The 23951-nt window shown below is 61.6% G+C and carries 19 protein-coding genes and 6 pseudogenes; 21 read left to right on the plus strand and 4 right to left on the minus strand.

The annotated features are described in order from the left end of the window. The first annotated feature begins 9 nt into the window (after nucleotides 1–9). From BJG93_RS20340 to BJG93_RS20375, 8 genes and pseudogenes are all read left to right on the plus strand, one after another. A complete protein-coding gene (locus BJG93_RS20340) occupies nucleotides 10–3084 on the plus strand; it encodes an efflux RND transporter permease subunit (RefSeq protein WP_027196077.1) in 3075 nt (1024 codons plus the stop codon). A gap of 297 nt (nucleotides 3085–3381) precedes the next feature. Further along, nucleotides 3382–3695, plus strand: a pseudogene (locus tag BJG93_RS20345) (MinD/ParA family ATP-binding protein); the annotation flags it as partial. Continuing rightward, nucleotides 3601–4176, plus strand: coding sequence for a LysR substrate-binding domain-containing protein (locus BJG93_RS20350; protein ID WP_231337573.1), 576 nt, complete (start codon nucleotides 3601–3603; stop codon nucleotides 4174–4176). The pseudogene BJG93_RS20345 and the gene BJG93_RS20350, both read left to right, overlap by 95 nt. A gap of 58 nt (nucleotides 4177–4234) precedes the next feature. Further along, on the plus strand, nucleotides 4235–4801 hold the full coding sequence (locus BJG93_RS20355) for a paraquat-inducible protein A (RefSeq protein ID WP_231337574.1): 567 nt from the start codon (nucleotides 4235–4237) through the stop codon (nucleotides 4799–4801). Beyond that, nucleotides 4777–5421 carry a paraquat-inducible protein A gene (locus tag BJG93_RS20360; protein ID WP_322786943.1) on the plus strand — a complete coding sequence of 215 codons (645 nt, stop codon included), beginning with the start codon at nucleotides 4777–4779 and terminating at the stop codon, nucleotides 5419–5421. The genes BJG93_RS20355 and BJG93_RS20360 overlap by 25 nt, the downstream gene beginning before the upstream one ends. Next, nucleotides 5418–7079, plus strand: a complete 1662-nt coding sequence (locus BJG93_RS20365; protein WP_027196080.1) for a PqiB family protein — start codon at nucleotides 5418–5420, stop codon at nucleotides 7077–7079. The genes BJG93_RS20360 and BJG93_RS20365 overlap by 4 nt, the downstream gene beginning before the upstream one ends. Continuing rightward, the gene (locus tag BJG93_RS20370; RefSeq protein ID WP_034478257.1) at nucleotides 7076–7702 is read left to right on the plus strand and encodes a PqiC family protein; all 627 of its coding nucleotides are present in this window, start codon (nucleotides 7076–7078) and stop codon (nucleotides 7700–7702) included. Before BJG93_RS20365 ends, BJG93_RS20370 begins: the two co-directional genes overlap by 4 nt. Before the next feature lie 225 nt (nucleotides 7703–7927). Then, nucleotides 7928–8509, plus strand: coding sequence for a hypothetical protein (locus BJG93_RS20375; protein WP_027196082.1), 582 nt, complete (start codon nucleotides 7928–7930; stop codon nucleotides 8507–8509). A gap of 1004 nt (nucleotides 8510–9513) precedes the next feature. Here BJG93_RS20375 and BJG93_RS20380 read toward each other — a convergent pair. Continuing rightward, on the minus strand, nucleotides 9514–10167 hold the full coding sequence (locus BJG93_RS20380; protein ID WP_034478260.1) for a TetR/AcrR family transcriptional regulator: 654 nt from the start codon (nucleotides 10165–10167) through the stop codon (nucleotides 9514–9516). A gap of 163 nt (nucleotides 10168–10330) precedes the next feature. Here BJG93_RS20380 and BJG93_RS20385 point away from each other — a divergent pair. The 7 genes and pseudogenes from BJG93_RS20385 to BJG93_RS20415 all read left to right on the plus strand — a co-directional run. After that, nucleotides 10331–10453: pseudogene (locus BJG93_RS20385) on the plus strand (IS6 family transposase); the annotation flags it as partial. 91 nt (nucleotides 10454–10544) lie between these two features. Continuing rightward, nucleotides 10545–10974, plus strand: a pseudogene (locus BJG93_RS20390) (transposase); the annotation flags it as partial. A 177-nt stretch (nucleotides 10975–11151) separates the two neighbouring features. Then, a complete protein-coding gene (locus tag BJG93_RS20395) occupies nucleotides 11152–11808 on the plus strand; it encodes a TetR/AcrR family transcriptional regulator (RefSeq protein ID WP_034478262.1) in 657 nt (218 codons plus the stop codon). 216 nt (nucleotides 11809–12024) lie between these two features. Continuing rightward, on the plus strand, nucleotides 12025–12903 hold the full coding sequence (locus tag BJG93_RS20400) for an EAL domain-containing protein (protein WP_082194553.1): 879 nt from the start codon (nucleotides 12025–12027) through the stop codon (nucleotides 12901–12903). Nucleotides 12904–13141: 238 nt separating this feature from the next. Further along, nucleotides 13142–14279 (plus strand): annotated as a pseudogene (locus BJG93_RS20405) (IS3 family transposase). 203 nt (nucleotides 14280–14482) lie between these two features. Continuing rightward, a complete protein-coding gene (locus BJG93_RS20410; RefSeq protein ID WP_027196086.1) occupies nucleotides 14483–14962 on the plus strand; it encodes an acyl-CoA thioesterase in 480 nt (159 codons plus the stop codon). 447 nt (nucleotides 14963–15409) lie between these two features. Beyond that, a pseudogene (locus tag BJG93_RS20415) lies at nucleotides 15410–15538 on the plus strand (IS6 family transposase); the annotation flags it as partial. Here the strand turns inward: BJG93_RS20415 and BJG93_RS20420 are convergent. Further along, nucleotides 15526–15849 (minus strand): annotated as a pseudogene (locus tag BJG93_RS20420) (IS6 family transposase); the annotation flags it as partial. The pseudogenes BJG93_RS20415 and BJG93_RS20420 sit on opposite strands and share 13 nt — an antisense overlap. 62 nt (nucleotides 15850–15911) lie before the next feature. Between BJG93_RS20420 and BJG93_RS20425 the strand changes: the two are divergent. Next, the gene (locus BJG93_RS20425) at nucleotides 15912–16613 is read left to right on the plus strand and encodes an IS6 family transposase (RefSeq protein ID WP_027196087.1); all 702 of its coding nucleotides are present in this window, start codon (nucleotides 15912–15914) and stop codon (nucleotides 16611–16613) included. Nucleotides 16614–16978: 365 nt separating this feature from the next. Here the strand turns inward: BJG93_RS20425 and BJG93_RS20430 are convergent, their stop codons facing one another. Both BJG93_RS20430 and BJG93_RS20435 read right to left on the minus strand, forming a co-directional pair. After that, nucleotides 16979–17932 carry a LysR family transcriptional regulator gene (locus BJG93_RS20430; protein WP_082194554.1) on the minus strand — a complete coding sequence of 318 codons (954 nt, stop codon included), beginning with the start codon at nucleotides 17930–17932 and terminating at the stop codon, nucleotides 16979–16981. Beyond that, nucleotides 17929–18852, minus strand: a complete 924-nt coding sequence (locus tag BJG93_RS20435; RefSeq protein ID WP_027196089.1) for a LysR family transcriptional regulator — start codon at nucleotides 18850–18852, stop codon at nucleotides 17929–17931. Before BJG93_RS20435 ends, BJG93_RS20430 begins: the two co-directional genes overlap by 4 nt. A 343-nt stretch (nucleotides 18853–19195) precedes the next feature. Here BJG93_RS20435 and BJG93_RS20440 point away from each other — a divergent pair, with 343 nt between their 5' ends. From BJG93_RS20440 to BJG93_RS20460, 5 genes are all read left to right on the plus strand, one after another. Next, complete coding sequence (locus tag BJG93_RS20440) at nucleotides 19196–20086, plus strand: SphA family protein (protein ID WP_051374304.1); 891 nt, start codon at nucleotides 19196–19198, stop codon at nucleotides 20084–20086. Between the two features lie 19 nt (nucleotides 20087–20105). Then, on the plus strand, nucleotides 20106–21266 hold the full coding sequence (locus BJG93_RS20445; protein ID WP_027196091.1) for an alpha/beta hydrolase family protein: 1161 nt from the start codon (nucleotides 20106–20108) through the stop codon (nucleotides 21264–21266). A gap of 27 nt (nucleotides 21267–21293) precedes the next feature. Then, nucleotides 21294–22247 carry a VOC family protein gene (locus BJG93_RS20450; RefSeq protein ID WP_027196092.1) on the plus strand — a complete coding sequence of 318 codons (954 nt, stop codon included), beginning with the start codon at nucleotides 21294–21296 and terminating at the stop codon, nucleotides 22245–22247. 14 nt (nucleotides 22248–22261) lie between these two features. Then, the gene (locus BJG93_RS20455; RefSeq protein ID WP_027196093.1) at nucleotides 22262–22666 is read left to right on the plus strand and encodes a Rieske (2Fe-2S) protein; all 405 of its coding nucleotides are present in this window, start codon (nucleotides 22262–22264) and stop codon (nucleotides 22664–22666) included. A gap of 141 nt (nucleotides 22667–22807) precedes the next feature. Further along, nucleotides 22808–23935, plus strand: coding sequence for an FAD-dependent oxidoreductase (locus tag BJG93_RS20460; protein WP_082194555.1), 1128 nt, complete (start codon nucleotides 22808–22810; stop codon nucleotides 23933–23935). The last annotated feature ends 16 nt before the right edge of the window (nucleotides 23936–23951 follow it).

Consider the following 23951-nt stretch of genomic DNA (forward strand, 5'->3'; position numbering starts at 1 on the left):
GGACGGCTCATGAAATTTACCGACATCTTTATCCGCCGGCCTGTACTCGCGTGCGTGGTCAGCCTGATGATCCTCGTGCTCGGCTACAAGGCGTTCACCTCGCTGTCCGTTCTCGAGTACCCGAAAACCGAAAACGCCGTGGTGACCGTGACCACGACGTACTACGGTGCCGATCCGCGGACCGTGGAGGGTTTTGTCACCACGCCGCTGGAAAACGCCATCGCGCAGGCGAACGGGATCGATTACTTGTCGTCGAAGAGCATCGCCGGCACCAGCACGATCACCGCGAACCTCGTGCTCAACTTCGACCCTGACAAAGCGGTCACCGAGATCAACGCCAAGATCAACTCGGTGCTCAACCAGTTGCCGAGCGGCGTGCAGCAACCGGCCATCACGGTCGCGATCGGACAGTCGCTGGACGCGTTGATTATCGGCTTTTCGAGCGATGAACTCACGCCCAACCAGATCACCGACTACCTCGTGCGCAACGTGCAGCCGCGTCTGCAGGCAGTGCAAGGCGTGCAGACGGCCGAACTGCTCGGACCGCAGTATTTTGCGCTGCGCGCGTGGCTCGATCCGCAGAAGCTCGCGGAGTACGGCCTTACCGCGACCGATGTCACCAACGCGCTTGCCTCGAACAACGTGATCGCAGGACTGGGAACCACCAAAGGGCAGATGGTGCAGTTCAACCTCACCGCATCGACGGATCTGCATTCGGCGCAGCAGTTCCGCGATCTCGTGATCAAGCAGGTCAATGGCGGCATCATCAGGCTGAAGGATGTGGCCAACGTCACGCTCGGCTCGGAAGACTATGAATCCGGCGTGTCGTATAACGGCCAGAAGGGCGTGTACGTGGGGATCCAGACGGTGCCGGGGGCGAGCCTGCTCGATGTGATCAAGGGCGTGAAGGCTGTGTTGCCCGACATTCAGAAGGCACTGCCGGCGGGGTTGCACGGCTCGGTCATCTACGACTCCACGGTATTCGTTGACAGTTCCATTCATGAGGTCAAGAACTCGTTGATCGAGACGGTGGTGATCGTCACGCTGGTGGTGTTTGCCTTCCTCGGCGCGCCGCGCTCCGTGCTGATTCCGGTCATCGCGATTCCGTTGTCACTGGTGGGCACCTTCGGCGTGATGCTCGCGCTAGGGTTTTCGATCAACCTGCTGACCTTGCTCGCGCTAGTACTGGCGATCGGGCTGGTGGTCGATGACGCGATCATTGTGGTCGAGAGCGTGAGCCTTCATCTCGAAAAGGGCATGCGGCCACGCGATGCCGCGATCAAGGCCGCGCGCGACCTCGCCAGCCCTATCATCGCGATGACCATCGTCCTGATCGCCGTCTATGTGCCGATCGGTTTTCAGGGTGGACTGACCGGCGCATTATTCACCGAGTTCGCGTTCACGCTGGTTGGCGCGGTGACCATGTCCGCGGTCATTTCTCTGACGCTGTCGCCTATGATGTGCGGCCAGTTCTTGAAGCCGCACGATCAGGGCGGCCGTTTTGTCACGCGCATTGTCGAGACGATCGATCATGTTTTCGGTTCACTGCGGCGTGGCTATGAACGGCTGCTGCGCAACAGTTTGCGGACCGTCCCGGTGACGCTATTGTTTACCGGGCTGGTAATTTCCAGCATCTATTTCCTCTACACCAGTGCCGACAGCGAACTCGCACCGCAAGAGGATCAAGGGGTCGTCATTCTGCAGCCGACTTCCGCGCCGGACGCGACGCTGCAGCAAAAGGAGGCGTTCGGCCGTCAGGTCGCCGACATCATGGCCAAGGTCCCCGAGGCCGCGCAGACGTTCCAGGTCGAGAGCCCGTCGCAGTCGATTGCCGGTGTGACGTTCAAGCCGTGGGATCAGCGTCATCGGACTGCGACGGATATCCAGCGCGATCTGCAGAACCAGTTCAACAAGGTGGCAGGTCAGAAGATCGCCGTGTTTCAGCCCCCTCCGCTGCCCGGTTCGCAAGGCCTGCCGATCCAGTTCGTGCTCAAGTCGACGCAGCCGCTGGATCGGCTGAATGTAGAGGCTCAGAAATTCCTCTCGGACGCAGCCGCCAGTGGGATGTTCCTATTTATCGATAGCGACCTCAAGGTCGATCAGCCGCAGAAAGTGTTCGATATCGACCGCAACAAGGCCTCACAACTCGGCTTGACGATGCAGCAGGTCGGCACGGCGCTGGGCGGTCTGTTGGGGGGCGGTTATACGAATTACTTCAGTCTCGATTCGCGTTCGTACCAGGTCATTGCCCAAGTGCAGCAGCGCTCGCGCCTGACGCTCGACCAGGTCATGAACTACCAGATCGCGACTGTGAATAACGTGCCCGTGCCGTTATCGTCGATCGCCCATGTGCGGACCGAAACCGTGCCTGAAACCATCAATCATTTCCAGCAAGTGAACTCGGCGACGATCTCCGGCGTGCCCGCGCTCGGCGTTTCGCAGGACGCCGCGCTCAGGTCGCTGCAGGCGCTTGCGGCGCGTACGCTGCCGGCGGACGTGTCGATCGACTATGCCGGCCCTTTGCGTCAACTGGTGCAGGAATCGAGCGGTTTTGTGGGCACCTTCGTTCTGGCGCTGATCATCATCTACCTGAGTCTCGCGGCGCTGTTCGAGAGCTTCCGCGACCCGTTGGTGATCCTTGTTTCGATCCCGATGTCGGTAGCGGGTGCGCTCGTGTTCATCAGCCTTGGGCTGGGAGGGGCATCGCTGAATATCTACACGGAAGTCGGGCTGGTGACACTGATGGGGCTGATCAGCAAGCACGGCATTCTGATTGTGGAAGTCGCGAATGCGGCGCAGCACGAGGGCATGTCGAAACTCGAAGCCATCGTCCATGCGGCGGGGATCCGCTTGCGGCCGATCCTGATGACTACCGCGGCGATGGTGCTCGGCGTCGTGCCATTGATCCTGTCCTCAGGTGCGGGTGCGGCGTCGCGCTTCAACATGGGGCTGGTGATCGGCAGCGGGTTGGCGATAGGTACGTTGTTCACGCTGTTCGTGTTGCCAGCGGTTTATCTCACGTTCGCTGCTCGACATGCGCAGGAGACGACCGAGTCAAGGGCGCAGACGGCGGAGATGGTCTAGCCTCTGCTCGACCTCGGCGTGAAGCGGCCGCTTATGAGATGCCTACCGCCCGATGCGAAGGCATCCGGCGCGGAGCGCTCACCGTCCACCCACACAAGGGTGTGTTTCTCGCTCATGCCGCGCCGGGCGATACGCGGCAGGGCGAGGCATTCTGGCCCGAGATGGCCGGGGCATGGACGGCAAGCGGACTCGGCGTTCGACGTTTCCGTCGTGAGCATTGGATTGCGACCACTTATGAAATTCCTGATCAAGAGCGCGGTCTGCATTCCGTGCGACGGCTCCCCGTTCGTGCCGCACGACGCCTACCTGTGCATGAAGCGGCTGCACTACGCGCACGCGATCGCGCAGTTCCGCGTGCTTGTGAACTATGTGCAGAGCCGTGTCGACGCGCAGGTCGCATTCGAGAACCTGGCGGGCGTCGCGGGCCGCTATCTGACGGTATGGCGACGGACGCGGGCTGCGTCGCCGCCGATCCGCGGATGGCGCGGTCGCTCGAACTCGGGCGCTGCGTGGCGGATGCGTTTCCGTCGACGCCGGCGGCGCGCGATTACCGGCGCGTCGCCGCCGAAATGCTGTACTGGCCGATGCGGCCAGCGATGTCGTCACGGTAGCCGGCCGGGGCTGCGCGCCCAAGGGGCGCCTTACCTGCAGGGGCGCCAGCTACCGCAAAGGCCCAACGATCTCGCCGCATTCCGCTTCGTCACAATACTCGCCTCGATCAGCGAACCACAACTGCGATTCCAGCGCGGTGGCGAACAGTTTGCCGTGCCACTGGAACACGACGTTTCGACCAACAACGCCGCGTTGAACAAGGAACTGGTGATGAGCGGTGCCGGTCTCGGCGCGTTGCCGCTGACGATGGTCGGCAAGGAGCTGGACGATGGGCGCCTCGTCCAGCTGCTGCCCGACTTCGAGGTCGTGAGCGCGCAGGCTGAGCTGAGGCTCGCATATCGGGAACGGAGCCTGATGACGGCGAAGGTCCGGGCGTTCATCGACTACGCGACGTCGTACTTCGACGCGCGCGCGGCTCAGGTGGGCCACGCACAGCAGCGGCCGAAGACGGTGGCCGCCGGCAGTGACAGGCCGTCCTGATTGCCAGATGCTCATGCAAACTTTCCCTACTCTCGTCGTCTGCGAGCATTGCGACAGCGTGTACCGCCGCCGCGCGCTGGCCACGCGCGAGGTGGCGCGTTGCGGGCAATGTTCGGCCGTCCTGTATCGCGCAAGCCAGCTCGATGTCGATCGGTGGCTCGCGCTAACCGTCGCCGCAGCCATCGTCTTCGTGATCGCCAACGTCTGCCCGGTGATCCGGATCTCGCTGCAGGGCCTGCACAGCGAGACGACGCTCTGGCAGTCCGCGGCGGCTCTGGCGCACGGCGCGGTTGCACCGATTGCGCTCGCCACTGCGATGATGATCGTCGTGGTGCCGCTTCTGCAGATCGCGCTGCTCGGCTGGGTGCTGGCGTTTGCCCGCGCCGCACGCCGGGCGCCGGGTTTCGCGTGGAGCATCAGGCTGCTTGCGCTGCTGCGCCCTTGGAGCATCGTCGAGGTCGGCGTACTTGGCATGCTCGTAGCCGTCATCAAACTTTCCAGCTTCGTGCAGGTGGCAGCCGGTCCCGGCATCTGGGCCACGGCAACGCTCATGGTGCTAATCACCATCATCGCCAATCGCGATGTCCACTTGCTGTGGGAATGGACCGACGCGGAGACAGCATGAAGCCACCTCCTCGCGCGGGACAGCTCGGCCTGATTGCGTGCCATGGATGCGGACTGGTTTGCGCACATATTCCGCGCCTGAGCGGAGACGCCCAATGCCCGCGCTGCGGACGAGCCCTGCATCGGCGGCGCCCGGACAGCATCGCACGGTCGTGGGCGTTCCTGATCGCTTCCCTGATTTTCTACATCCCCGCCAATGTGCTGCCGGTCATGCACACGAGCCTTCTGGGACACCGCAGCGACAGCACGATTCTCGACGGCGTCGTGGAGTTCTGGAAAGCAGGGTCCTGGGGTATTGCGTCGGTGATCTTTATTGCAAGCGTGGTCGTGCCGTGCGCCAAGTTCCTGATCCTCAGCATGCTGCTCGCGACCACCCAGCGGCGCAGTCGCTGGGCAATGAGCGAGCGTGCCCGTTTGTACCGGCTCGTCGAAGCGGTCGGCTACTGGTCGATGCTCGACGTGATGGTGGTGGCAATCGTCTGCGCGTTAGTCCGCTTCCAGGCGCTGTCCGGCAGCGAACCGCGCATTGGCATTGTTTTCTTCGGCCTTGTGGTGATTCTCACCATGCTCTGCGCCATCAATTTCGACCCCCGACTCGTCTGGGACGCTGAGGAAACATGAATCCTGTATCAAACAACCCGCTACCCGAACCTCTCGATCCTGTCGTCACCCATAGCCGCTGGCGGGTATCGCCCGTCTGGCTCGTGCCGCTCGTCGCCGCGCTGATCGGGCTGTCGATGGTGATCCACGCGTGGCTCTCGGCGGGCCCTGAAATCGCCATCTCGTTCAGGACCGCTGCGGGGCTGGAGGCCGGCAAGACCCCTATCAAATACAAGGACGTGACGGTCGGAACCGTATCTACAGTCACACTCAGCGACGATGGCTCACACGTGGTCGCCTCGGTTTCGCTTGCCAGCAGCGCGCGGAGCCTGGCGCGCGCGGACAGCCGCTTCTGGGTCGTCCGGCCTCGTTTGGGCATGACCGGTGTCTCGGGTATGGACACACTGCTGTCCGGCGCCTATATCGGCGTGGACACCGGCGCTTCGGAGGTCGCGCGCACAGCGTTCACGGGGCTGGAGACGCCTCCCGCCGTCATCAGCGGGACGCCGGGAGCGAGTTTCACGATTCATGCGGACGACCTCGGTTCGCTCGACATCGGCTCGCCCGTTTACTACCGGCGCATTCAGGTCGGCCGTGTCGCGTCGTATCGGCTCGACGCCGATGGCCACGGCGTCAGCGTACAGATTTTCATCGATTCACCGTATCACCGGTTTGTCACGGCGGATACCCACTTCTGGAATGCGAGCGGGGTCGACCTCTCGCTGGGCGCCGACGGTTTCAAGCTCAAGACGCAATCCGTGGCCGCGATCGTTGGCGGCGGAATTGCTTTCGCCACGCCCGTCGGTAGCACCGCCGCCGGCCCAGGCGGCAGCCAGTTCATTCTGGCGAAAGACGAAGAGACGGCGATGGCGCCGCCAGACGGTCCGGCCCAGTACATCGAGTTGCGCTTCGCACAGTCGCTGCGCGGCCTGTCTATGGGTGCCCCCGTGGTGTTTTCGGGCATCAACTTCGGACGCGTGGTTTCCATGAAACTCGATTACGACCCGGCCACGCAGCGTTTTCCCATGATCGTCGGCATCGAGGTCTATCCGCAGCGGCTCGGACCGGCGCTCGACAAGCTGCCCAGAATAAATGGCGATATTGAAAAGGCAGCGCATTTGCTGTCCACCATGGTCGCGCACGGTCTGCGCGGACAGGCGCGCTCCGGCAATCTGCTGACCGGACAGCTCTATATTTCGCTCGACTTCGTACCGAACGCCCCGAAGGTCTCATACGACGCCGATGCGCGACCGCTTACGCTGCCGACCGTGAGCGGCGGCTTCGACCAGTTGCAGGAGCAGGTGGCGAGCATCGTGGGCAAGATCGACAAAATGCCGCTCGACTCGATCGCACGCCATCTCGATACGGGTCTGGCGGACCTGGACAGCACCCTGAAGCAGATCAACGGCCAGGTGCTGCCGGCGACCACGCACACCCTGCAGCAGGCTCGCCAGACCTTCGGCGCCGCGCAGGGCATGCTGGCCGAAGACGGGCCACTCCAAGAAAACCTGGGCCAGACGCTGCAGGAAGTCCAGCGCACTGCCCGCTCGCTGCGCACGCTCACTGATCTGCTCGGCCGCCATCCGGAAGCGCTGCTGCGCGGCCGTACAGCGGATCAGTCAGCCGTGGCCCCGGTAAGCGTGGCCAGCCCCTCTGTTTCACAGGAGCCAAAACAATGAGTTTTTCAGCCCACGCCAGCCTGCGCGCAGTCACGCTCACCGTCGCGCTGGCCCTGAGCGCCTGCGCGTCCACTCCGGTGCACTACCACACGCTGGTTTCCCCGGCAGCACAGCCCGCTTCGGCCCAGCCAGCCGCGCCGTTCGCGATCGACGTGCTGCCAGTGGGTGTTCCCGCCGAGCTCGACCAGCAGGCGATGGTCGTACGGCAGGGCGACAGCGGCGTTGCGGTGCTCGACGGCGAGCGCTGGGTCGCACCGCTGGGCGATGAACTGCGCGCTGCGCTATCCGCCCAACTGGTGCGCCGCCTGGGCACCCAGGATGTGGCCGGTCTCGCCCGGCCGATCAATCAACCGGTGGTGGGCATCAGGCTGCAGATCCGGCGCCTCGACGCGTGGCCGGGGCACGCCGTGCAGCTCGAGGCTGACTGGAGCCTCGGTTTCGCGCAAGACCCCAACGGTGCCCGCCTGACCTGCCATACGCAGCTGCAGGAGGCGGCGCCGGGTGGTTACGCGGACCTGGTGCGCGCGCAGCAACTCGCCATTGCGAGCCTGGCCGGCCGCATCGCGGAGGATGCGCGAGGCTGGGCGCAGTCGCGACAGCATGGCTGCACGCCACAGGCCTGAGTCATCAGACCCATACACAATCGCCTGCCTTTGCCGGTTCGACCACCATGCGAAAACTATCGGGCTTCGTCTTTCGTCTCGCCCTGCTGGCATTATCCAGCCTGATCATCTCGACAGCGGGGGGGGGGGGAGCCGCTGCGTCAGAGGCCATTCCAATTGGGTCTCTGGGATCGCCTCAGGATGACACCGAGACTTTGACAGTTCTGGCGGAGCTGCGGAAGCATTGTGGGCGCTCGGTTCTGGGCACCGCTGTTACAGACCGAACCGACAGACCTTGAACGGCTCAAGGTATTCAATTCACTGATTACCGGTCAACTGCAGTCGGCGTGGCAACCGGGCGAGCGACTCACGATCGTGATAACGCTGCTGCTCGCGCTCGGAACATGGGCAGCAGGCGCCCATCTGCTCGAACGGGAACTGGTATGGTTCTGCCTGCACCGCCTTCCCGAGGGCCGTTTGCAACGCAGCGCGATCGCGCTGTCGACCACGCTCACCAGCGTGGCGTGCGCTGCATGCGCAGTCCGGCTCATCTATCTTGCCCCGATTCATCAGGAGCCACTCAACGCCAACCTGCAGGATTTCGCCAGCGAACTGATTACGCTTGCCCTGACCTGCGCAATGATCGCGGGACTGGGCTGGGCGCTGCTGTGCAGTGACCGACCCTCGTGGCGCCTGACGGTCATGGCCGATCCAGTGGCGCGCTCCCTTCAGCCATTCCCTAGGATACTTGCGGCCCTGCTCATGACTTCGGCTATACGAACGCAATCGCCAACGCCCCTTGGCCATTTTTTCATCGACAGGCCCTGACCCTGGCCGCTCCTAACCGGGTCGTCATTCGGTTCAGTGCTGACCGGACTGGCGATCTTCGCTGGGTGGGCCATACCATCCCGACACGAGCATGGCTCGCTCCAGTTCCTCCAGGTAGTCGTTTACCATCCACTCGAACTCGTCCGTGCCCAATTCGCAGTCGGATGGGTTGAGTACTCCGCGATATCGGGAGCAACGCATAGCTGGAAGCGTGGTCAGCTCAGTCTGATTTTGGGCTGTACGCAAGGACGCGGTCCGCGTTCAAGGAGCGTCAAGCTCAGTCGGATGCGCAAGCTAGGGCCACCGTAGCCCTCGGCAATATCGAGTACGCGGCTTAACTCAGCGGAGAGCTCGACACCGGTAGCGCCTGCCCCGACAATCGCGGCCCGGAGTCGTTCATCCTTCGCGCCGGCGCGAAGCATCGGGTCGCGCAAGGCGACGTTGAAAGCTTCGGCCTATTTCCGGCTGCCGATGAAGTGGCAGTGTTGCCTGACGCCGGGAACGCCGGAATCCTTGACCTGACTGCCCACCGACAGCAACAGCACGTCGAAGGGGACCGTCCTGGCTTCGAGCATGAGTTGACCCTCGGGCGTTCTGATCTTGTCAAGCAGCACTTCTTTGCATGTACGATGCAGTCGACAAGTGCGGCCTAGCTACCATGCAAACCGGTGTGCGCTCGCGTGAGCGAGATAACCGACCTGCTGCTACACATCACGCATGCCTACCGCGGTCGTATGAGCACCGGTTTCCAGACATCGGTTTGGCTGCTGTCCATCTGCGTCACGCGCTTCGTCCGAATGCGCGTAATGGCTGCCTGCCTTGTCGCGAGCAGGATTCCGGCGATTCCACCGCCGACAATGACAGTACGGACTGGGCGAGACATAACGGTTCCTGGTTGAACCAAGTGCGCCGGCCCATGGAACGGACGACCGATGTACACAATCAATGAGCCTGCGAGGTATCCGCCGCCGAACGTGCGCGCCATGGACGCGGCGAGCGAGCCATCATGACGGCTCGCGCTTTCCCGTTTTCGCGAAAGCTCGTAAAAATACGTCCGTGCCGCGGCGTGCCCGCTTCTTGATTTCCCTATCGGTTGCCGGCTTCACAACTCCGAATGCCATGCGCGTTTGCAGATCACCTGCCCACAGGCTCAGCAGGTCTTGGGCCGCGAGTTCCGGCGAGTCGACGATCAGTTCGTTGCGCGCCGCGGCCTCGCTGATGATGCCGGCCAGTACCGCCACAGTCCGCCCCGGCCCTGCATCGTAAAAGCGTGTCCTTAGCGGCAGGTCGTCGCGCAACACGGTCGGCAGCGTGTGCGCCATGCCAGCAACATAGACATTGACGATGATCTTCAGGAATGCGGCGCCGATTGCAGACAGCCGTTCCCGTAAGGGTAAATTTTCTGAACCCGCGGGCGGCAGTCCCTGGAGCATCTGGTCCGAAACGTCATGCACGACTGCCTCGAATAACGCTTCCTTGTCCGAAAAATGGCTATAGACCGTCATCTTTGACACCCCGGCCTCTGCGGCGACGGCCTCCATGGTCACGGTGTCGTAGCGCTGGACGACGAACAGCCTGGTTGCTGCTTGCACAATGGACGTGTGCTTGGCGGCATCTTTCGGCCGACCGGGGCGTCTCTCTGACGAAATTTTTTGCACTTAAAAATTCCTTTTTGCAATTAATGTACTTTACAGTATATTATATAAGTTGCTGTACTTGTCGGTATAGAAATACATGCGCACGTCAAAGACTACCAAAAAGAGGTCTTGTCCCAACAGGGCGTCCTGCTACGTTGGATCGCTTGGAACGTTTGGAAAATGAATGAAGACACTGGATCCGGCTGTGACTCATTTGCTCAAACGGTTGCACTGTCCGCTGGAGGTGTCCCTGACCTGTGTTCGGTGGTGCGCCCCCTTTCCGCAAGCTTGCGTTAGTCTTCGCTATGCCTGGGCCGGCCCCCACGAAAACCGGACACTGGGTAATGCTTATCCTATGAGGTAGTCTTCAGCCTATGTTCAAGCCTACAACTAACAAGATGGAACCCGTTGAGGTTCTGACCCAGCCGGAGCGGCGCCGACGCCGCTCGGCTGAAGAGAAACTGGCGATTGTGCGTGAAACCTTCGAACCCGGAGCGACCGTTTCTGGCGTAGCCCGTCATCATCAGGTGAATGCGAACCAGGTGTTCGCGTGGCGCAAGCGCTATCGGGACGGCAGCCTGTACGCAGTGAGTGCAGGTGAGCAGGTGGTGTCGGCATCGGACTTGGCCAAAGCCATGAAGGAGATTCGTGAACTGCAGCGACTGCTGGGCAAAAAGACAATGGAAGTGGAAATCCTCCGCGAAGCAGTGGAGTATGGTCGGGCAAACAATTGCGCGCCCACCATTGCCGCAGAGGGGGAGGCGACCGATGAAGCCGGTCTGTGAAGTCCCAGGGCTGTCGCGCTCGAATCTCGCACACCGCCGATCAATTCCACGAACTGGGAACATAGGTACTACTTCGCATAGCGATCACTCACAGTCCAATGTCACTTAGACCGGACTATGGGTCCGATACTCCTTATTGACCAACCATTTCGAAACGCGTCCTCTGACACGCGCGCCGATTGGCGGCAACGCAGATGGCGCCTGACCGGTACGCTATGCCATGAAGCGCGAACGCCTGACACGCTCACAGCGCAGAGAGCAGACTCGAGAGCTCCTGTTTGAAGCTGCGCGGAAGATCTTCATTGAAAAGGGACTGGCCGCAACGAGCGTGGAGGAAATCGCTGAAGCGGCTGGCTATACGCGCGGCGCGTTCTATTCAAATTTCGGCGGCAAACTGGAACTGCTGATCGAGCTACTACGCCGCGATGACGATACGGCGCTAGCGAATCTTCAGCGGATCATGAAGGAGCGTGGCACGCCCGAGGAAATGAAGGAGCACGCCGTCGCGCACTACAGCCGTTCCTTTCTTGAGAACGATTGCTTTCCGCTTTGGGTCGAGGCCAAGTTGCTGGCGTTCCGAGACACCGCGTTTCAGCAGCGCATCAATGCCTTCCGGCAAGAAAAGCTCGAACAGATTAGCGCATACATCCGTAGGATTTCGGAGTGCGATGTCGGCCCGATGGGGCGCCAGAGCGACGCTCTCGCGCTTGGCTTGATGAGCCTGTGCGATGGCGTGCAGTTTTTTAGAATGTGCGATCCGGATTTGATGAGCGACAAGATGATGCAAACAGTGCTTACCGGATTTTTTTCATGTGGATTGTGGTCATCGCCGCACGAAATACCTTTGGCCGATCATCGGGCGGGCGTGCCCGACTGAGTCGACGGACATTGGAACGCCACTGCGGGGCGTATACGATCCGCGACCACGGCCTGGCATGTTGAAGTTGAAGCGGCGCAACCGCCTGCCCGGGCGAATAGTCTCATGGTACGCAACCCCGGAACGATGAAATTTTTGGGAAGGAGGCTATGGTTCCAAGTAGGTTTGTTGGCGTGACCCTTTCCAGCCTTCGACGCTGTAACACGGGACAATCAATTGGAACACTCAGACCTGCTGCAGTTTCGCGGAAGTAATGCACCTCTTCTGTATCCGTCGGCACGCCTTGGTAACCTGACGCTTTCGAGCGTATTTCAGCCCATATTCAGCCTGTCGCATCGTCGCTCAATTGGATATGAGGCGTTGCTCCGGGTGCGCGACCCTATCGGAAAGGAGGTTCATTCGCTTGCAGTATTGGGCCGCACCGTTGAACGGGGGCGTTGGGATAATCTCGAGCGCGGTGTCCAGTTGCTACATGCATCAAACTTCGCGCAGATGGCGAATGCCCGTGACCGGCTTTTTCTCAATGTCCGGCCGGACGGCTTCGTCGTGTCAGAGGCCTATCGCCGCCTGGCAGCGGATAGCATGAGGCGCTTGCAGCTGACGCCTGACCGGGTTGTCCTGGAAGTGCTGGAGACACCGAACGGCAATCTTCAGCAACTCATCGACGGAGTCGCCTCATTTCGGCAACTGGGGTTCCAGATAGCCCTGGATGACTTCGGGGCCGGTCATTCCAACATTGACCGGGTCTGGCAACTCCAGCCCGATATCGTCAAACTGGACCGCACGGTCATCGAGCAGGCTGCTCAGAGCCCGCGTCTCGCGCGTCAGCTTCCGCGACTGGTGTCGCTGTTGCATGGAACAGGTGCTCTGGTCGTGGTCGAGGGGGTGGAAACGCAGCGCGAAGCGTTGCTCGCGATGGAGTGCGATTCGGATTTCGTGCAGGGATTTTACTTCGCCCGCCCGGCTCCAGATCGCGCCGACGAAGCCGCATACCGCGCTGTCATGGATTCGCTATGGCAGCTGTTTCGTGTCCACGTTGAGGAGAACGCGCGGAAGGAGCCCGCCCTTCTGTCGACTTACGGCAACGCTGATTAAGGCAGTATGACCTTATATGGACGCCTCCCTTTTTGCGAAGGTTTTTCGTGTGCATGACTTGATGGGGCGGTTGCTGCTTTATATCCGGCCTGTTGCAGCCAATCATTCGACTGGGGCCCCGATGAAATCCGCTGACTCCCACCTCATTTCAGAGGTGGGCGCGCAAATTCGGCCAGTCGGATAAGTGGAATGCTCGGGGCCCTGAGCCGGCGATAATGCCGACAAAGGAACCAGGAAGATGACGAAGAGAACCCGACGGACGCACTCAGCCGCGTTCAAAGTGAAGGTGGCGATGGCGGCGGTCAAGGGCGAGCGGACGCTAGCCGAATTAGCGCAGTAGTCGGGATGTGCACCCGAACCGGATCACCGAATGGAAGCGGCAGTTGCAGGAACATGCCGCCGACGTGTTCGGCGCAGGCGGCACGGCGTCGAGCGAGCCGCAAGTCGATTTGAAGGGGCTACATGCGAAGATCGGCCAGCTCACGCTGGAGAACGATTTTTTAAGCGGCGCGCTCAACAAGGCGGGATTGCTGAGCGCAAAGCGATGATCGATCGTACACACGCATTGTCGGTCTCGCAGCAGGCGCGACTCGCTGGTATCGCAAGATCGAGCGTGTATTACCGGGCGCAACCGGTGAGCAACGCAGACCAGTTGCTGATGCGCCGGATCGACGAACTGCACATGGAGTTTCCGTTTGCCGGAGGGCGGATGCTGGCGCGACTGCCGCGTCGCGAGGGACACGAGATTGGCCGCAGGCGCGCGCGCACGCTGATGAAGCGCATGGGTATCGAGGCGCTGTACTGCAAACCGAACACGAGCCGACGCAATGCGCGGCACAAGATCTGTGCCGTATCTGCTGCGGGGGCATGACGATCAATCGGGCAAACCGGGTCTGGGCACTGGATACGAGCTATATTCCGATGGCGCGCGGCTTCGTGAATCTGACCACCGTGGTGGACTGGGCCAGCCGGAAGGTACTGGCCCACGCGTAGCGATCACGATGGAGGCGATGCCCGCTGTCGAGGCGTTGGAAGAAGCGTTCGCGAGGTACGGGCAACCTGAGATCGTCAATACCGACCAGGGCAGCCAGTTCACCGCGACAGCGTTCACCGAGGCCGTGCTCAGCCGGGGCATCCGCTTGTCGATGGACGGCAAAGGTGCCTGGCGAGACAACGTGTTCGTCGAGCGCGTGTGGCGAAGCGTGGAATACGAAGAGGTGTATCTGAAAGCCTATGAATCGGTAGGCCACGCCCGGCGCTCAATCGGCGATTACATCAATCTGTACAACCAGAGACGGCCTCATTCGAGTCTGGAACACCGCACGCCGGATGAGGCATACTTCGCAACACTGCCTGCGATCAAATCGGCAGCATGACTGCCCCGGACGTTCCACTTAAAAATCTCAGAAGACTGTCCGAACGGGTGAGGCCATCTCTCAACGCCGTTGAAGCCGTCCTCGAGCCGGTTTTTTTTCATCCTTGCCAACATTAAGGGAAAACCCTAATATTAAACGTTAGGTGTTGCCCCTTATTCCGCTTCCGCATCAGGGCCGCGCCACTGTCAACGATGGGATACCCGATGAATTTTCATACCCGCAAATGGGTCAAGCCCGAAGACCTGAACCCGAACGGCGCGCTATTTGGTGGCAGCCTGCTGCGCTGGATCGACGAGGAAGCCGCGATCTATGCAATCTGCCAGCTCGCCAACGAGCGCGTTGTCACGAAGTTCATGTCGGAAATCAATTTCGTCAGCTCGGCGCGCCAAGGCGACATCATCGAACTCGGCATGACCGCGACGCACTTCGGCTGCACGTCGATCACGCTGCGCTGCGAAGTCCGCAACAAGATCACCCGCAAGAGCATTCTGACTGTCGAGAAGATGGTGTTCGTCAATCTCAACGAGAACGGCGAGCCGGCACCGCACGGGCGGACGAAGATCTGTCATGCGGATGAGGCGTTTGCGCGGTACCGCAAGAACGTGAACATATCGCCTATCGTGCAGTCGCCGGCGGGCGACACTGATGCGGTAGCGCGCGTCGAAGCAGATACGATGCACTGAGCGGCTTGCCCTGCCTGTCATTGCGAGGGACGCACCCGCTACGCTGGCGCCCGGTGCGCCGGTCCGCAGTGGACATGCCCTTGGCCTCGACACTTGCGCGCGCCCGGAAAGGCATGAACGAAAGGCGCTGCGTTGGGCGGAAATTTTTTATCCCATGACTTCGGCCCTTCTATGGGTGACCCGCTTCAGGCATTGAGTGCAATAGCGGTTGCCGCAGCCTCTTCGAGAGGCGCAGCATTTTGCCGCGCGAGATCGTCAGTAAGGTCAACGGATACCACACGATCGGGTTGTAATGAGATGGACCCGACGCCTCCCTTCGGGAGACACTGACGGACGTCAACCTGACGTGTGGAGGTTCATCATGGAAATCGATATTCTCGGCATCGATCTCGCCAAACAGGTCTTCCAGCAACGAATAGAACTGATCGGCGGCGGTTCGGGGGGCGCCGCTGTCCCAAACGACGAACCAGGCCCATGATGGGCTTCAAGGGTTTCCGGTGTGCCCGCATCATCCTGTCAGGCATTGAGACGATGCATATGATCAGGACAGGCCAGATGAAGGTGATCGCCCGATGATCCTGCTCGACGATGTTGTTCAGATATTTGACCTGCCGGACCTTGATGGGCGTTTCCCGCTCGGCGTTGATGGCCTGGAGGGCGGCCAGATTCGCCCCGCTTTTATCCATGGTCACGGTCTCGGGCGTCCCGTTCCGATCGATGGCTTTCTCGAAGTAACGGCGCGCGGCAGCTTTGTCGCGATGCGCCCGCAACAGGAAATCCGCCGTATTGCCGGCCTTGTCCACCGCGCGATACAAGTAGTTCCACTGGCCGCCCACCTTGACGTAGGTCTCATCCATCCTCCAGCTCTTGCCGACCGGACGTTTGTGCGGCTCTGTTGCAGTAAGGCGTTCCGCTATGATGTGCGGAAAGATACTAAACTGAAAGCTCGATGAAGACCTTAAATCCGGCCGTGGCCCGAGTGCTCAAACGCCTGCATTATCCACTCGACTTGATTCTGACTTGCGTGCGCTGGTACGTGGCCTATCCGCTGAGTCTGCGGAACCTCGAAGACATGATGGCTGAGCGCGGTGTTTCGGTCGATCATTCGACTGTGCACCGCTGGGCCATCAAGCTGTTGCCGGTGCTGGAGAAAGCGTTTCGCCTCCGCAAGCGGCCGGTCGGCAAGAGCTGGCGCATGGACGAGACGTACATTCGCGTCAAGGGCGAATGGCGATATCTCTATCGGGCCGTAGACAAGGACGGCAACACCATCGATTTTCTGCTACGCGTCCGTCGTGACAAGACTGCAGCCCGGCGTTACTTTGAGAAATCGATCGCCCAGAATGGAGCGCCCGAGACGGTGACCATCGACAAAAGCGGCTCCAACCTCGCCGCGCTCGAAGCAATCAATGCCGATCGTGAAACGCCGATCAGGATCCGCCAGTCGAAATATCTCAATAATCTGGTCGAGCAGGACCATCGGGCGATCAAGCGACGAACGCGGCCCATGCTGGGATTCAAGAATTTTCGCTGTGCCCGGATCCTTCTGGCCGGCATCGAACTGATGTACATGATCGTGAAAGGACAGATGAAGTTCGCTCGCGGAGCTCATCTGTCTGCCGCCGATCAATTCCAAAACCTCGCAATATAAGCACTACTTTGCATATCGATCTCGCTCGCATCTCCATCCTTACCGCGACAAAACCGATCGCCGTCAGACTGCGCAGCCAGATTCCGTCGCCGCGGGCCACCGAGCGCGGCGGGACCATCGCGTCGGATGCGCGCTCGCCATATGCGTGGGCCAGCGCCGCGACAGCCGAAGGCCAGTCGGCGAGCGACGCGACATCCGCATCGTTCAGAAAGAGTGTGGGGGCAGGGCGTCGTTCGGCGGTGTATCGGACATGGTGTGCGCTTTCTCGTTAGTGGCCAACGCCCTATAGGGACCACGACCGCTTGCGTGTACTGCTCAGTGTCGAAAGCAGTTATGTATTCCGTCGATAACAGCGATCACGCTGTCTATGCAAATGCAGCGAGGCGTTCGATCAGACGTCGAACCGCGCGCGTGGCGCGCGTATGTGGACGGCGTGGCGTGTCCGTCAGCACGACGAACCGTTCGAGCACGGGACTGACGATGCGCGACGACGCGAGGCGCGGATCGAGCCGCCCCGGCAATACCGATGCGATTGTATAGCCTCCGCCGGCTGCGACGATTTCATACTGCAAGCGCACTGAATCGACTTCGACGGCGACTTGCAGCGTCACCGAATGTTCGACAGCCAGCCGATCGAGACGCCCGCGTAGCGGACGCGGACGGCCCGGTACGACGAGCGGCAGGCCGGAAAGTCCGGCGAGCGGAAAGTCCTTCTTGCCGACTAGCGTGTCTTCGCGGCGGCCCACGAGATTTAACGGCACTTTGGCGAGCACGTGAGCGTCCTTGATGCTCGCTTCATCGTCGCGCAGTACCACCGCCATGTCGAGACGGCCATCGCGAAGCTGCTCTTCAAGCTGCGCGCTTGCGCCTTCCACAAGATGAAGCCTGACGCCCGGCAACTCGTTCTTTACGGACGCGAACAGCGGACCGGCAAGCTGATCGACCGCCGACGGCAATCCGACCAGCACTTCGCCATTCGGCTGGCCGCGCGCGCTGCGGATGTCGTCGGTAAGCGCGTCCGCCTCATGAGCGAGATGCGCGACACGCGGCAGCACATATTCGCCGAACTCCGTGAGAACGACGCCGCGGCCCATGCGTCGAAAGAGCCGTTCACCACATTGCTGCTCGAGCAGAGCAATGTTTCGGCTGACTAACGAGTGCGGCACGTCGAGCGCGATGGCGGCCTTGCTAAGGCTCCCGAGGTCCGCCACGCGCACGAACACCAGCCATCGCGGGTCGAGAATGGACGGCGTATCGGCAGCGGGCAGAACGTCGACCTTCGTGTTCGCGGTGCGCTTTCTGCTTGCGATCGCTTTCATGCCGCCGCGTCCGACGCGCTGTCCATCGCGAGAACCGCCTCTTTCAGAAGCGAGCGCGCCCACGCGATGCCCTGATCCGACGTGCGATGTTTGTGCCATTGAACGCATTGCTGCATCTTCGGCATCGTGACCGGCATAACGCGCGTCGTAATCGGCAACGAGCGCGCGGCCTGTCGTGCGAGGCGGGTATGCATGGTCGCGATACGGTGCGTGCCGACCACGAGGTGCGCCGGCGACAGAAAGCTGAACGTGCTCGCCTCGACACGCCGTAGCATGCCGAGGCGTTGCATGAACCAGTCTGCGAGCGCAATGCCGTCGCCGGGATGGACCACCACGTGACCGGCCGCCATATAGCGTTCGGCTGTCATGTCGTCGCCCACCAGATTGCTTTGATTCCACAGCACGCAGCAAAACGATTCTTCAAACAACATTTCCGACGGATGTTCCGTCGAGCAGAAGTCCTTGGGGATGATCAGCAGGTCCGCTTCGCCGCGCTCCAGCACACGTTGCGGGTTCGAGACCTGCGGCCGTAAATCGAAGCGCACGCCGGGTGCCTGCCGATACGCAAGCTCGAGTACGTGCGGCATCAGCGTCATCATCGTGTAGTCGGATACGAGCAGCCGGAACAGCCGGTTCGACTGCGACGGCACGAACTGCGGTTGCGCGGCCACTGTCGCGTCGACGCGAACGAGAATATCGCGCACGGCGTCTTTCAGCCCTTCGGCGCGTGAGGTCAACTCCATCTTGCGGCCGACCTGGACGAGCAACTCGTCGTCGAAATATTCGCGCAGCCGCGCCAGCGCGTTGCTCATCGCAGACTGGCTCAGATGTATTTTCTCGGCCGCGCGGCTGATCCCTTCCTCGGTCAGTAACGCATCCAGTGCCACGAGCAGATTCAGATCGAGCTTGTTAAAGCGCATGAGCGCTGTCTCCGTTCATTGTCGTCCGCCATGCCGGTATGACACGCGTTATCGTCGACCAGCATTAGGGTTTCTCCTGAAAGTATTCAGGCTACCCATAGACCGAATGGATGCAATCCATTTGAGTGCTACGCGAGCGCATCTTAATCTAAAGCCCATCCCGACACGACCGATTTTCAATCGCGCATCGGGATGCCGTTTGCAGTGCTGACGCCGCCGTAGTCGTGCGCGCTGCAACCAATGAACGATAAAAGACATGTCCGACAGCCTATGAGGCGTCGGCGATGAGGAGACGAAATTGCGTAGAGGATTTGCTGCAGCCGCCGCCGCTTCCGTAGGCTGCATGATGTTTGCGGCGCTCGGATCGAAGAACGCCTGTGCCCTGGAAAGCGGGGTTTCTCCCTATCCGGCAGGCGCGGTGGGCACCAACATCGCGGAGATGCCGCCGATACCCGGATTGTTCGCTCTGGAGCAATTCAGTTACAGCTTTTCGAATGGGCTTTACGGCAACAACGGCGAGAAGCTGCCGGTGCCATTTCATTCGTCGGCGTTTTCGGCGACCACGCGTTTGCTCGCCTCGTATCCGTTCACGGTGCTAGGCGCCCATGTGTATTCACAACTCGTGTTGCCGGTCGTGTCGCTGCATACGAACATCGCCGGACAGCAAGGCACGCAGAACGGACTGTCCAACGTCACGCTGTCTCCGGTCATCATGAGCTGGGGCCTCGCGCGGAATCTGACTTTCACCAGCGGCTTCGACATTGCATTCGAGACGGGTTCGTATAGCCCGTCGAAACCGAGCGTGGCCGTGGGCTATACGTCGCTTCAACCGGTCGTCTCGCTGCGTTACAACGCGCCCAACGGTATCGACCTGGGCGTCGCCAACCGCCTGATGATCAACCGTGAAAACGGCGCGACAGGCTACCGGTCTGGCACGGCCTACGTCGGCGAATTCGCGGCCGGATGGAACCTCGGCAAATGGAAGCTGGGCCTTGTGGGCGCGTACCTGAACCAGTTCACGGACGACCGGCACAACGGGTCGGTAATTGGCGACAACCGGGCAAAGACGCTCGGGCTTGGACCGTCGATCGTCTACGACGCGGGCAAATTCAATATCAACCTCAACTATCAGCAGGGCATTTACGCGGCCAACACCTCGAAGAGCAACGCGGTCTGGCTGAACGTCGCGATTCCGTTGTGGGCGAAACCGCCGGGACCTGCTACGGGCCACTAATCAACTTTGAAGGACTTGCATGTTTCGTTATTTCCCCACGAATTACGTCTGGAACCTGTCCGTCGATCTCGCGATCGAGATGGGCGCGCGCATCGGTGAGATAGAGGCAATGTGCGCGCCTTTGCAGGAGGCCGCGAAGCAGGCCGACGCGGAAGGTACCCGCGCATTCAGGCAAGTATGGTCGAGCATGGCCGATCGCCTGTGCGATCTCGCGAACGAGGACGAAGCGCGCGGCCGGCTGCTGTCGGCCGGGGAAAAGCTCAGGCGCGCCGCTATCTACCTGATTACCTGCGAACGGCTGCAGGCGCACGGCGCCCCGGCACGCGTCGATCTGTACCGGCGTTCGCTCGATACGTTCGCGAAGGGCGTCAAGCTGCTCGCAGAGGACTGCGAACGCGTGACGATTCCATACGGCAACGGCCACCTGTCCGGCTTGCTGGTGAAGGCGAAGGACGCGGGCGCACGCAGCCCGTTGCTCGTGCAAGTGAACGGGCTCGACTCCACGAAGGAAATGAAATACCTCGTCGGATTGCCGGCTTGGCTGGCGGCACGCGGCGTGTCGTCGTTGATCGTGGATCAGCCGGGCACCGGCGAAGCGCTGCGGCTCGACGGCCTGCATGCCGTGTACAACTCGGAAGTGTGGGCGAGCCGGATCGTGGACTGGCTGGAGACGCGCGACGACATCGATCACAAGCGCATCGGCATGGAAGGCGTCTCGCTCGGCGGCTATTACTGTCCGCGTGCAGTGGCTTTCGAGCCGCGCTTCGCGTGCGGTGTGGTCTGGGGCGCAAATCACGACTGGCGCGACGTGCAGAAAAGACGCCTGCAGCGCGAAGGCAATTTCCCGGTTCCGCACTACTGGGATCACGTCCGTTGGGTGTGGGGCGCGAAGGACGTCGAGGAATTCATGGAGATCGCGGAGAACGTTCATCTCGACGGCGTGCTAGATCGCATCAAGGTGCCGTTTCTCGTGACGCACGGCGAGAAGGATTCGCAGATTCCCGTAGCCTGGGCGCACCGCACTTATGAGCAGCTCGTCAACAGTCCGAAGCGTGAGCTGAAGGTATTTACCGACCGCGAAGGCGGCGTTCAACACTCCAGCTTCGACAATTCGATCAACGCAGGCCACTACATCGCCGACTGGGTGGCCGAAACCCTGGGCGGCCGTACCGCTCTCTGACCCATCTTTTAACTTGAACCCGAGCTCATGAATATCATCGGACCCGATACGCTCGTCTTCGGCGTGGACGACGTGGCAAGCTGCAACCAGTACCTGCTCGACTACGGCCTCGTGCCCGTGCGTGCGGGAGAAGCCGGCGGCCGCTTTGAAGCACTCGACGGCACCGCGATCGAAATCACGCGCGCCGACGACCCGGCTTTGCCGCCGGCGCTCGCCACGGGAAGCATGTTGCGCAAGACGACCTATGGCGTGGCCGACGCCGCAACGTTGCACGCGATCGCGGCCGAATTGCAACGGGACCGTGAAGTACGGCAACTCGCGGACGGATCGATCGAATCGGTCGACGACATGGGCTTTGCCCTCGGCTTCCAGATCACGGTGAGACGTCCGCTTGCGCTGCCCGCGGAGTCGGTCAACGCCCCCGGCGCGGCGGCGCAGCGCGCACCGAACGTGGTCGCGGTAACCGACAACGCTGACCTCACGCCTCGCTCGCTTTCGCACGTCGTCTATTTCGTGCCGGACGCTGAGAAGGCGGAAGCGTTCTATGTCGAACGTCTGCACTTTCGCTGTTCGGACCGCTTCACCGGCGTCGGGCCATTCCTGCGTCCGGCCGGCACGCTCGATCATCACACGCTGTTCATGATGCAGACGCCGCCGTTCATGAAGGGCTGCGAGCACTTCACTTTCCACATGGGCGGACCGACCGAGGTGCTGCAAGCCGGCACTCGCTTTGTCGAGAAGGGCTATCAGTCGTTCTGGGGGCCGGGGCGTCACCGGTTCGGATCTAACTGGTTCTGGTACTTCAACAGCCCGTTGGGTTGCCACGTCGAGTACGACGCGGATATGGACCTTCACGACGATGGCTGGTCCGCGCGAACCGCGCCGATGGGCGCTGACGCTTCGCAGTTGTTCCTGTTCCAGCATCGCGAGAAATGGGCGCCAGGCGGACCGCCCGCCGCGCCGGCGAAGGCCGCCGGCTAGCACTCGGGGCCATCATGTCAGTTGCGGCGTTGCCAATCCGTCTGATCGCCTTCGATGAACTCGACGACCCCAGCTCGCGAGGCTTCGACCCCGCGGGGCAGGGGCGCGATACGTTGCTGCTCGTTCGCTGCGACAGTGAAGTGTTTGCGTATCTGGATGCGTGTCCACACTACGGCGGCACACCGATGGCGTGGCGCAAGGACGCGTACCTGAATGGCGACGGCACACGTATCGTCTGCCACGCGCACGGTGCGCAGTTCGATATTGCGACCGGCGAATGCCTCGTGGGACCGTGTCTGGGCCAACGCTTGACGCGGCTCGACACGACAGTGACGGAAGACGGCGACGTGAGCGTTTTCATGCCGCCTGGTTCTGCATCGCGGGTCGGCAAAGAAGGCGAACCGGAAGGCGAAACATAACGCGCGCATGGCACGCATGGCGCGAGCAAAGAAGTGCGGCGGTCAATACCCATTGGCACGCCCGACGCACATCATTCGAAAACAGAAAACACGCCCGCTTACGACATTCGCTGGCGCGAGATGAATCCAGGAGACACCAGCATGACTTCCGTTCGGCATGTCCTCATAGTCGGAGGCGGCTTTTCCGGCATGGCCGCCGCGATTCAATGCGTAAAGCAGGGGCTGAAGGTCGATCTCGTGGAGATCGACCGCGAGTGGCGCGCGTATGGCGCCGGCATCAGCATTGGCGGCCCGACGCTGCGCGCATTGAAGACGATCGGCGTCGTGGATGCGGTGATGGAGCGCGGCTACTGCGGCGACGGCGTCGATCTCTTCACATCGGGCGGCGCGCCGCTGGGACAACTGCCGACGCCTCGCGTAGCCGGTCCCGACATTCCGGGCGGCGGCGCGATCATGCGGCCGGTGCTGGCCAACATTCTTGCGCAGGCGACCCGGGCAGCCGGCGTGCAGGTGCGCCTCGGCTGCACGTTCTCGCACATCGTGCAACGCGACGACGGCGTCGACGTGACGCTGACCGACGGCGCGCAGGCCACGTATGACCTCGTGATCGGCGCCGATGGCCTCTACTCGAAAGTGCGGCAAGCAGTATTTCCCGATGCGCCTCAGCCGCGCTACACCGGCCAGGGCATCTGGCGTGCGGTCGTGCCGCGGCCGGCGGAAATCGTCTGCGCGACCATGTGGATGGGACATAAGGTCAAGGCCGGCGTGAATCCCGTTTCGCACGACGAGATGTACGTCTTCGTCACCGAGGATCGTCCGACCAACGAGCGCCTCGACCCGGAGTGCTGGCCTGACATGCTGCGCGATCTGCTGACGCCTTTCAGCGCACCGCTCGTGCAGTCGATTCGTGACCAGATCGGGCCGCAGTCGACGGTCATCTACCGGCCGCTGGAACGGCTGCTCGTGCCGCAACCCTGGTTTGCTGGACGCGTGGTGCTCATCGGCGACGCGGTGCATGCCACGACGCCACATATGGCTGCCGGAGCGGGCATCGGCGTCGAGGACGGCATCGTGCTCGCCGAGGAACTGGGCCGAGGCCCGACGCTCGAAGCGGCTTTGCTCGCCTTCCAGGCGCGCCGTTGGGAACGCTGCCGCATCGTCGTCGAGAACTCAGGCCGGCTTGGCGAGATCGAGATCTGCGGAGGTGACAAGGCGGAACACGCCCAGATCATGCGCGAGACGCTGACGAGCCTCGTTCAACCAATTTGAGCCAACCGATCTGATG

The sequence above is a fragment of the Paraburkholderia sprentiae WSM5005 genome, assembly GCF_001865575.2.
Lineage (GTDB): Bacteria > Pseudomonadota > Gammaproteobacteria > Burkholderiales > Burkholderiaceae > Paraburkholderia > Paraburkholderia sprentiae.

Coding starts and splice junctions, on each gene's coding strand:
- BJG93_RS20340 (WP_027196077.1), top strand. CDS start 10: ATGAAATTTACCGACATCTTTATCCGCCGGCCTGTACTCGCGTGCGTG.
- BJG93_RS20435 (WP_027196089.1), bottom strand. CDS start 18,852: ATGCGCTTTAACAAGCTCGATCTGAATCTGCTCGTGGCACTGGATGCG.
- BJG93_RS20460 (WP_082194555.1), top strand. CDS start 22,808: ATGACTTCCGTTCGGCATGTCCTCATAGTCGGAGGCGGCTTTTCCGGC.
- BJG93_RS20440 (WP_051374304.1), top strand. CDS start 19,196: ATGATGTTTGCGGCGCTCGGATCGAAGAACGCCTGTGCCCTGGAAAGC.
- BJG93_RS20410 (WP_027196086.1), top strand. CDS start 14,483: ATGAATTTTCATACCCGCAAATGGGTCAAGCCCGAAGACCTGAACCCG.
- BJG93_RS20430 (WP_082194554.1), bottom strand. CDS start 17,932: ATGAAAGCGATCGCAAGCAGAAAGCGCACCGCGAACACGAAGGTCGAC.
- BJG93_RS20350 (WP_231337573.1), top strand. CDS start 3,601: ATGCGTTTCCGTCGACGCCGGCGGCGCGCGATTACCGGCGCGTCGCCG.
- BJG93_RS20450 (WP_027196092.1), top strand. CDS start 21,294: ATGAATATCATCGGACCCGATACGCTCGTCTTCGGCGTGGACGACGTG.
- BJG93_RS20455 (WP_027196093.1), top strand. CDS start 22,262: ATGTCAGTTGCGGCGTTGCCAATCCGTCTGATCGCCTTCGATGAACTC.
- BJG93_RS20425 (WP_027196087.1), top strand. CDS start 15,912: ATGAAGACCTTAAATCCGGCCGTGGCCCGAGTGCTCAAACGCCTGCAT.
- BJG93_RS20360 (WP_322786943.1), top strand. CDS start 4,777: ATGGACCGACGCGGAGACAGCATGAAGCCACCTCCTCGCGCGGGACAG.
- BJG93_RS20445 (WP_027196091.1), top strand. CDS start 20,106: ATGTTTCGTTATTTCCCCACGAATTACGTCTGGAACCTGTCCGTCGAT.
- BJG93_RS20395 (WP_034478262.1), top strand. CDS start 11,152: ATGAAGCGCGAACGCCTGACACGCTCACAGCGCAGAGAGCAGACTCGA.
- BJG93_RS20365 (WP_027196080.1), top strand. CDS start 5,418: ATGAATCCTGTATCAAACAACCCGCTACCCGAACCTCTCGATCCTGTC.
- BJG93_RS20370 (WP_034478257.1), top strand. CDS start 7,076: ATGAGTTTTTCAGCCCACGCCAGCCTGCGCGCAGTCACGCTCACCGTC.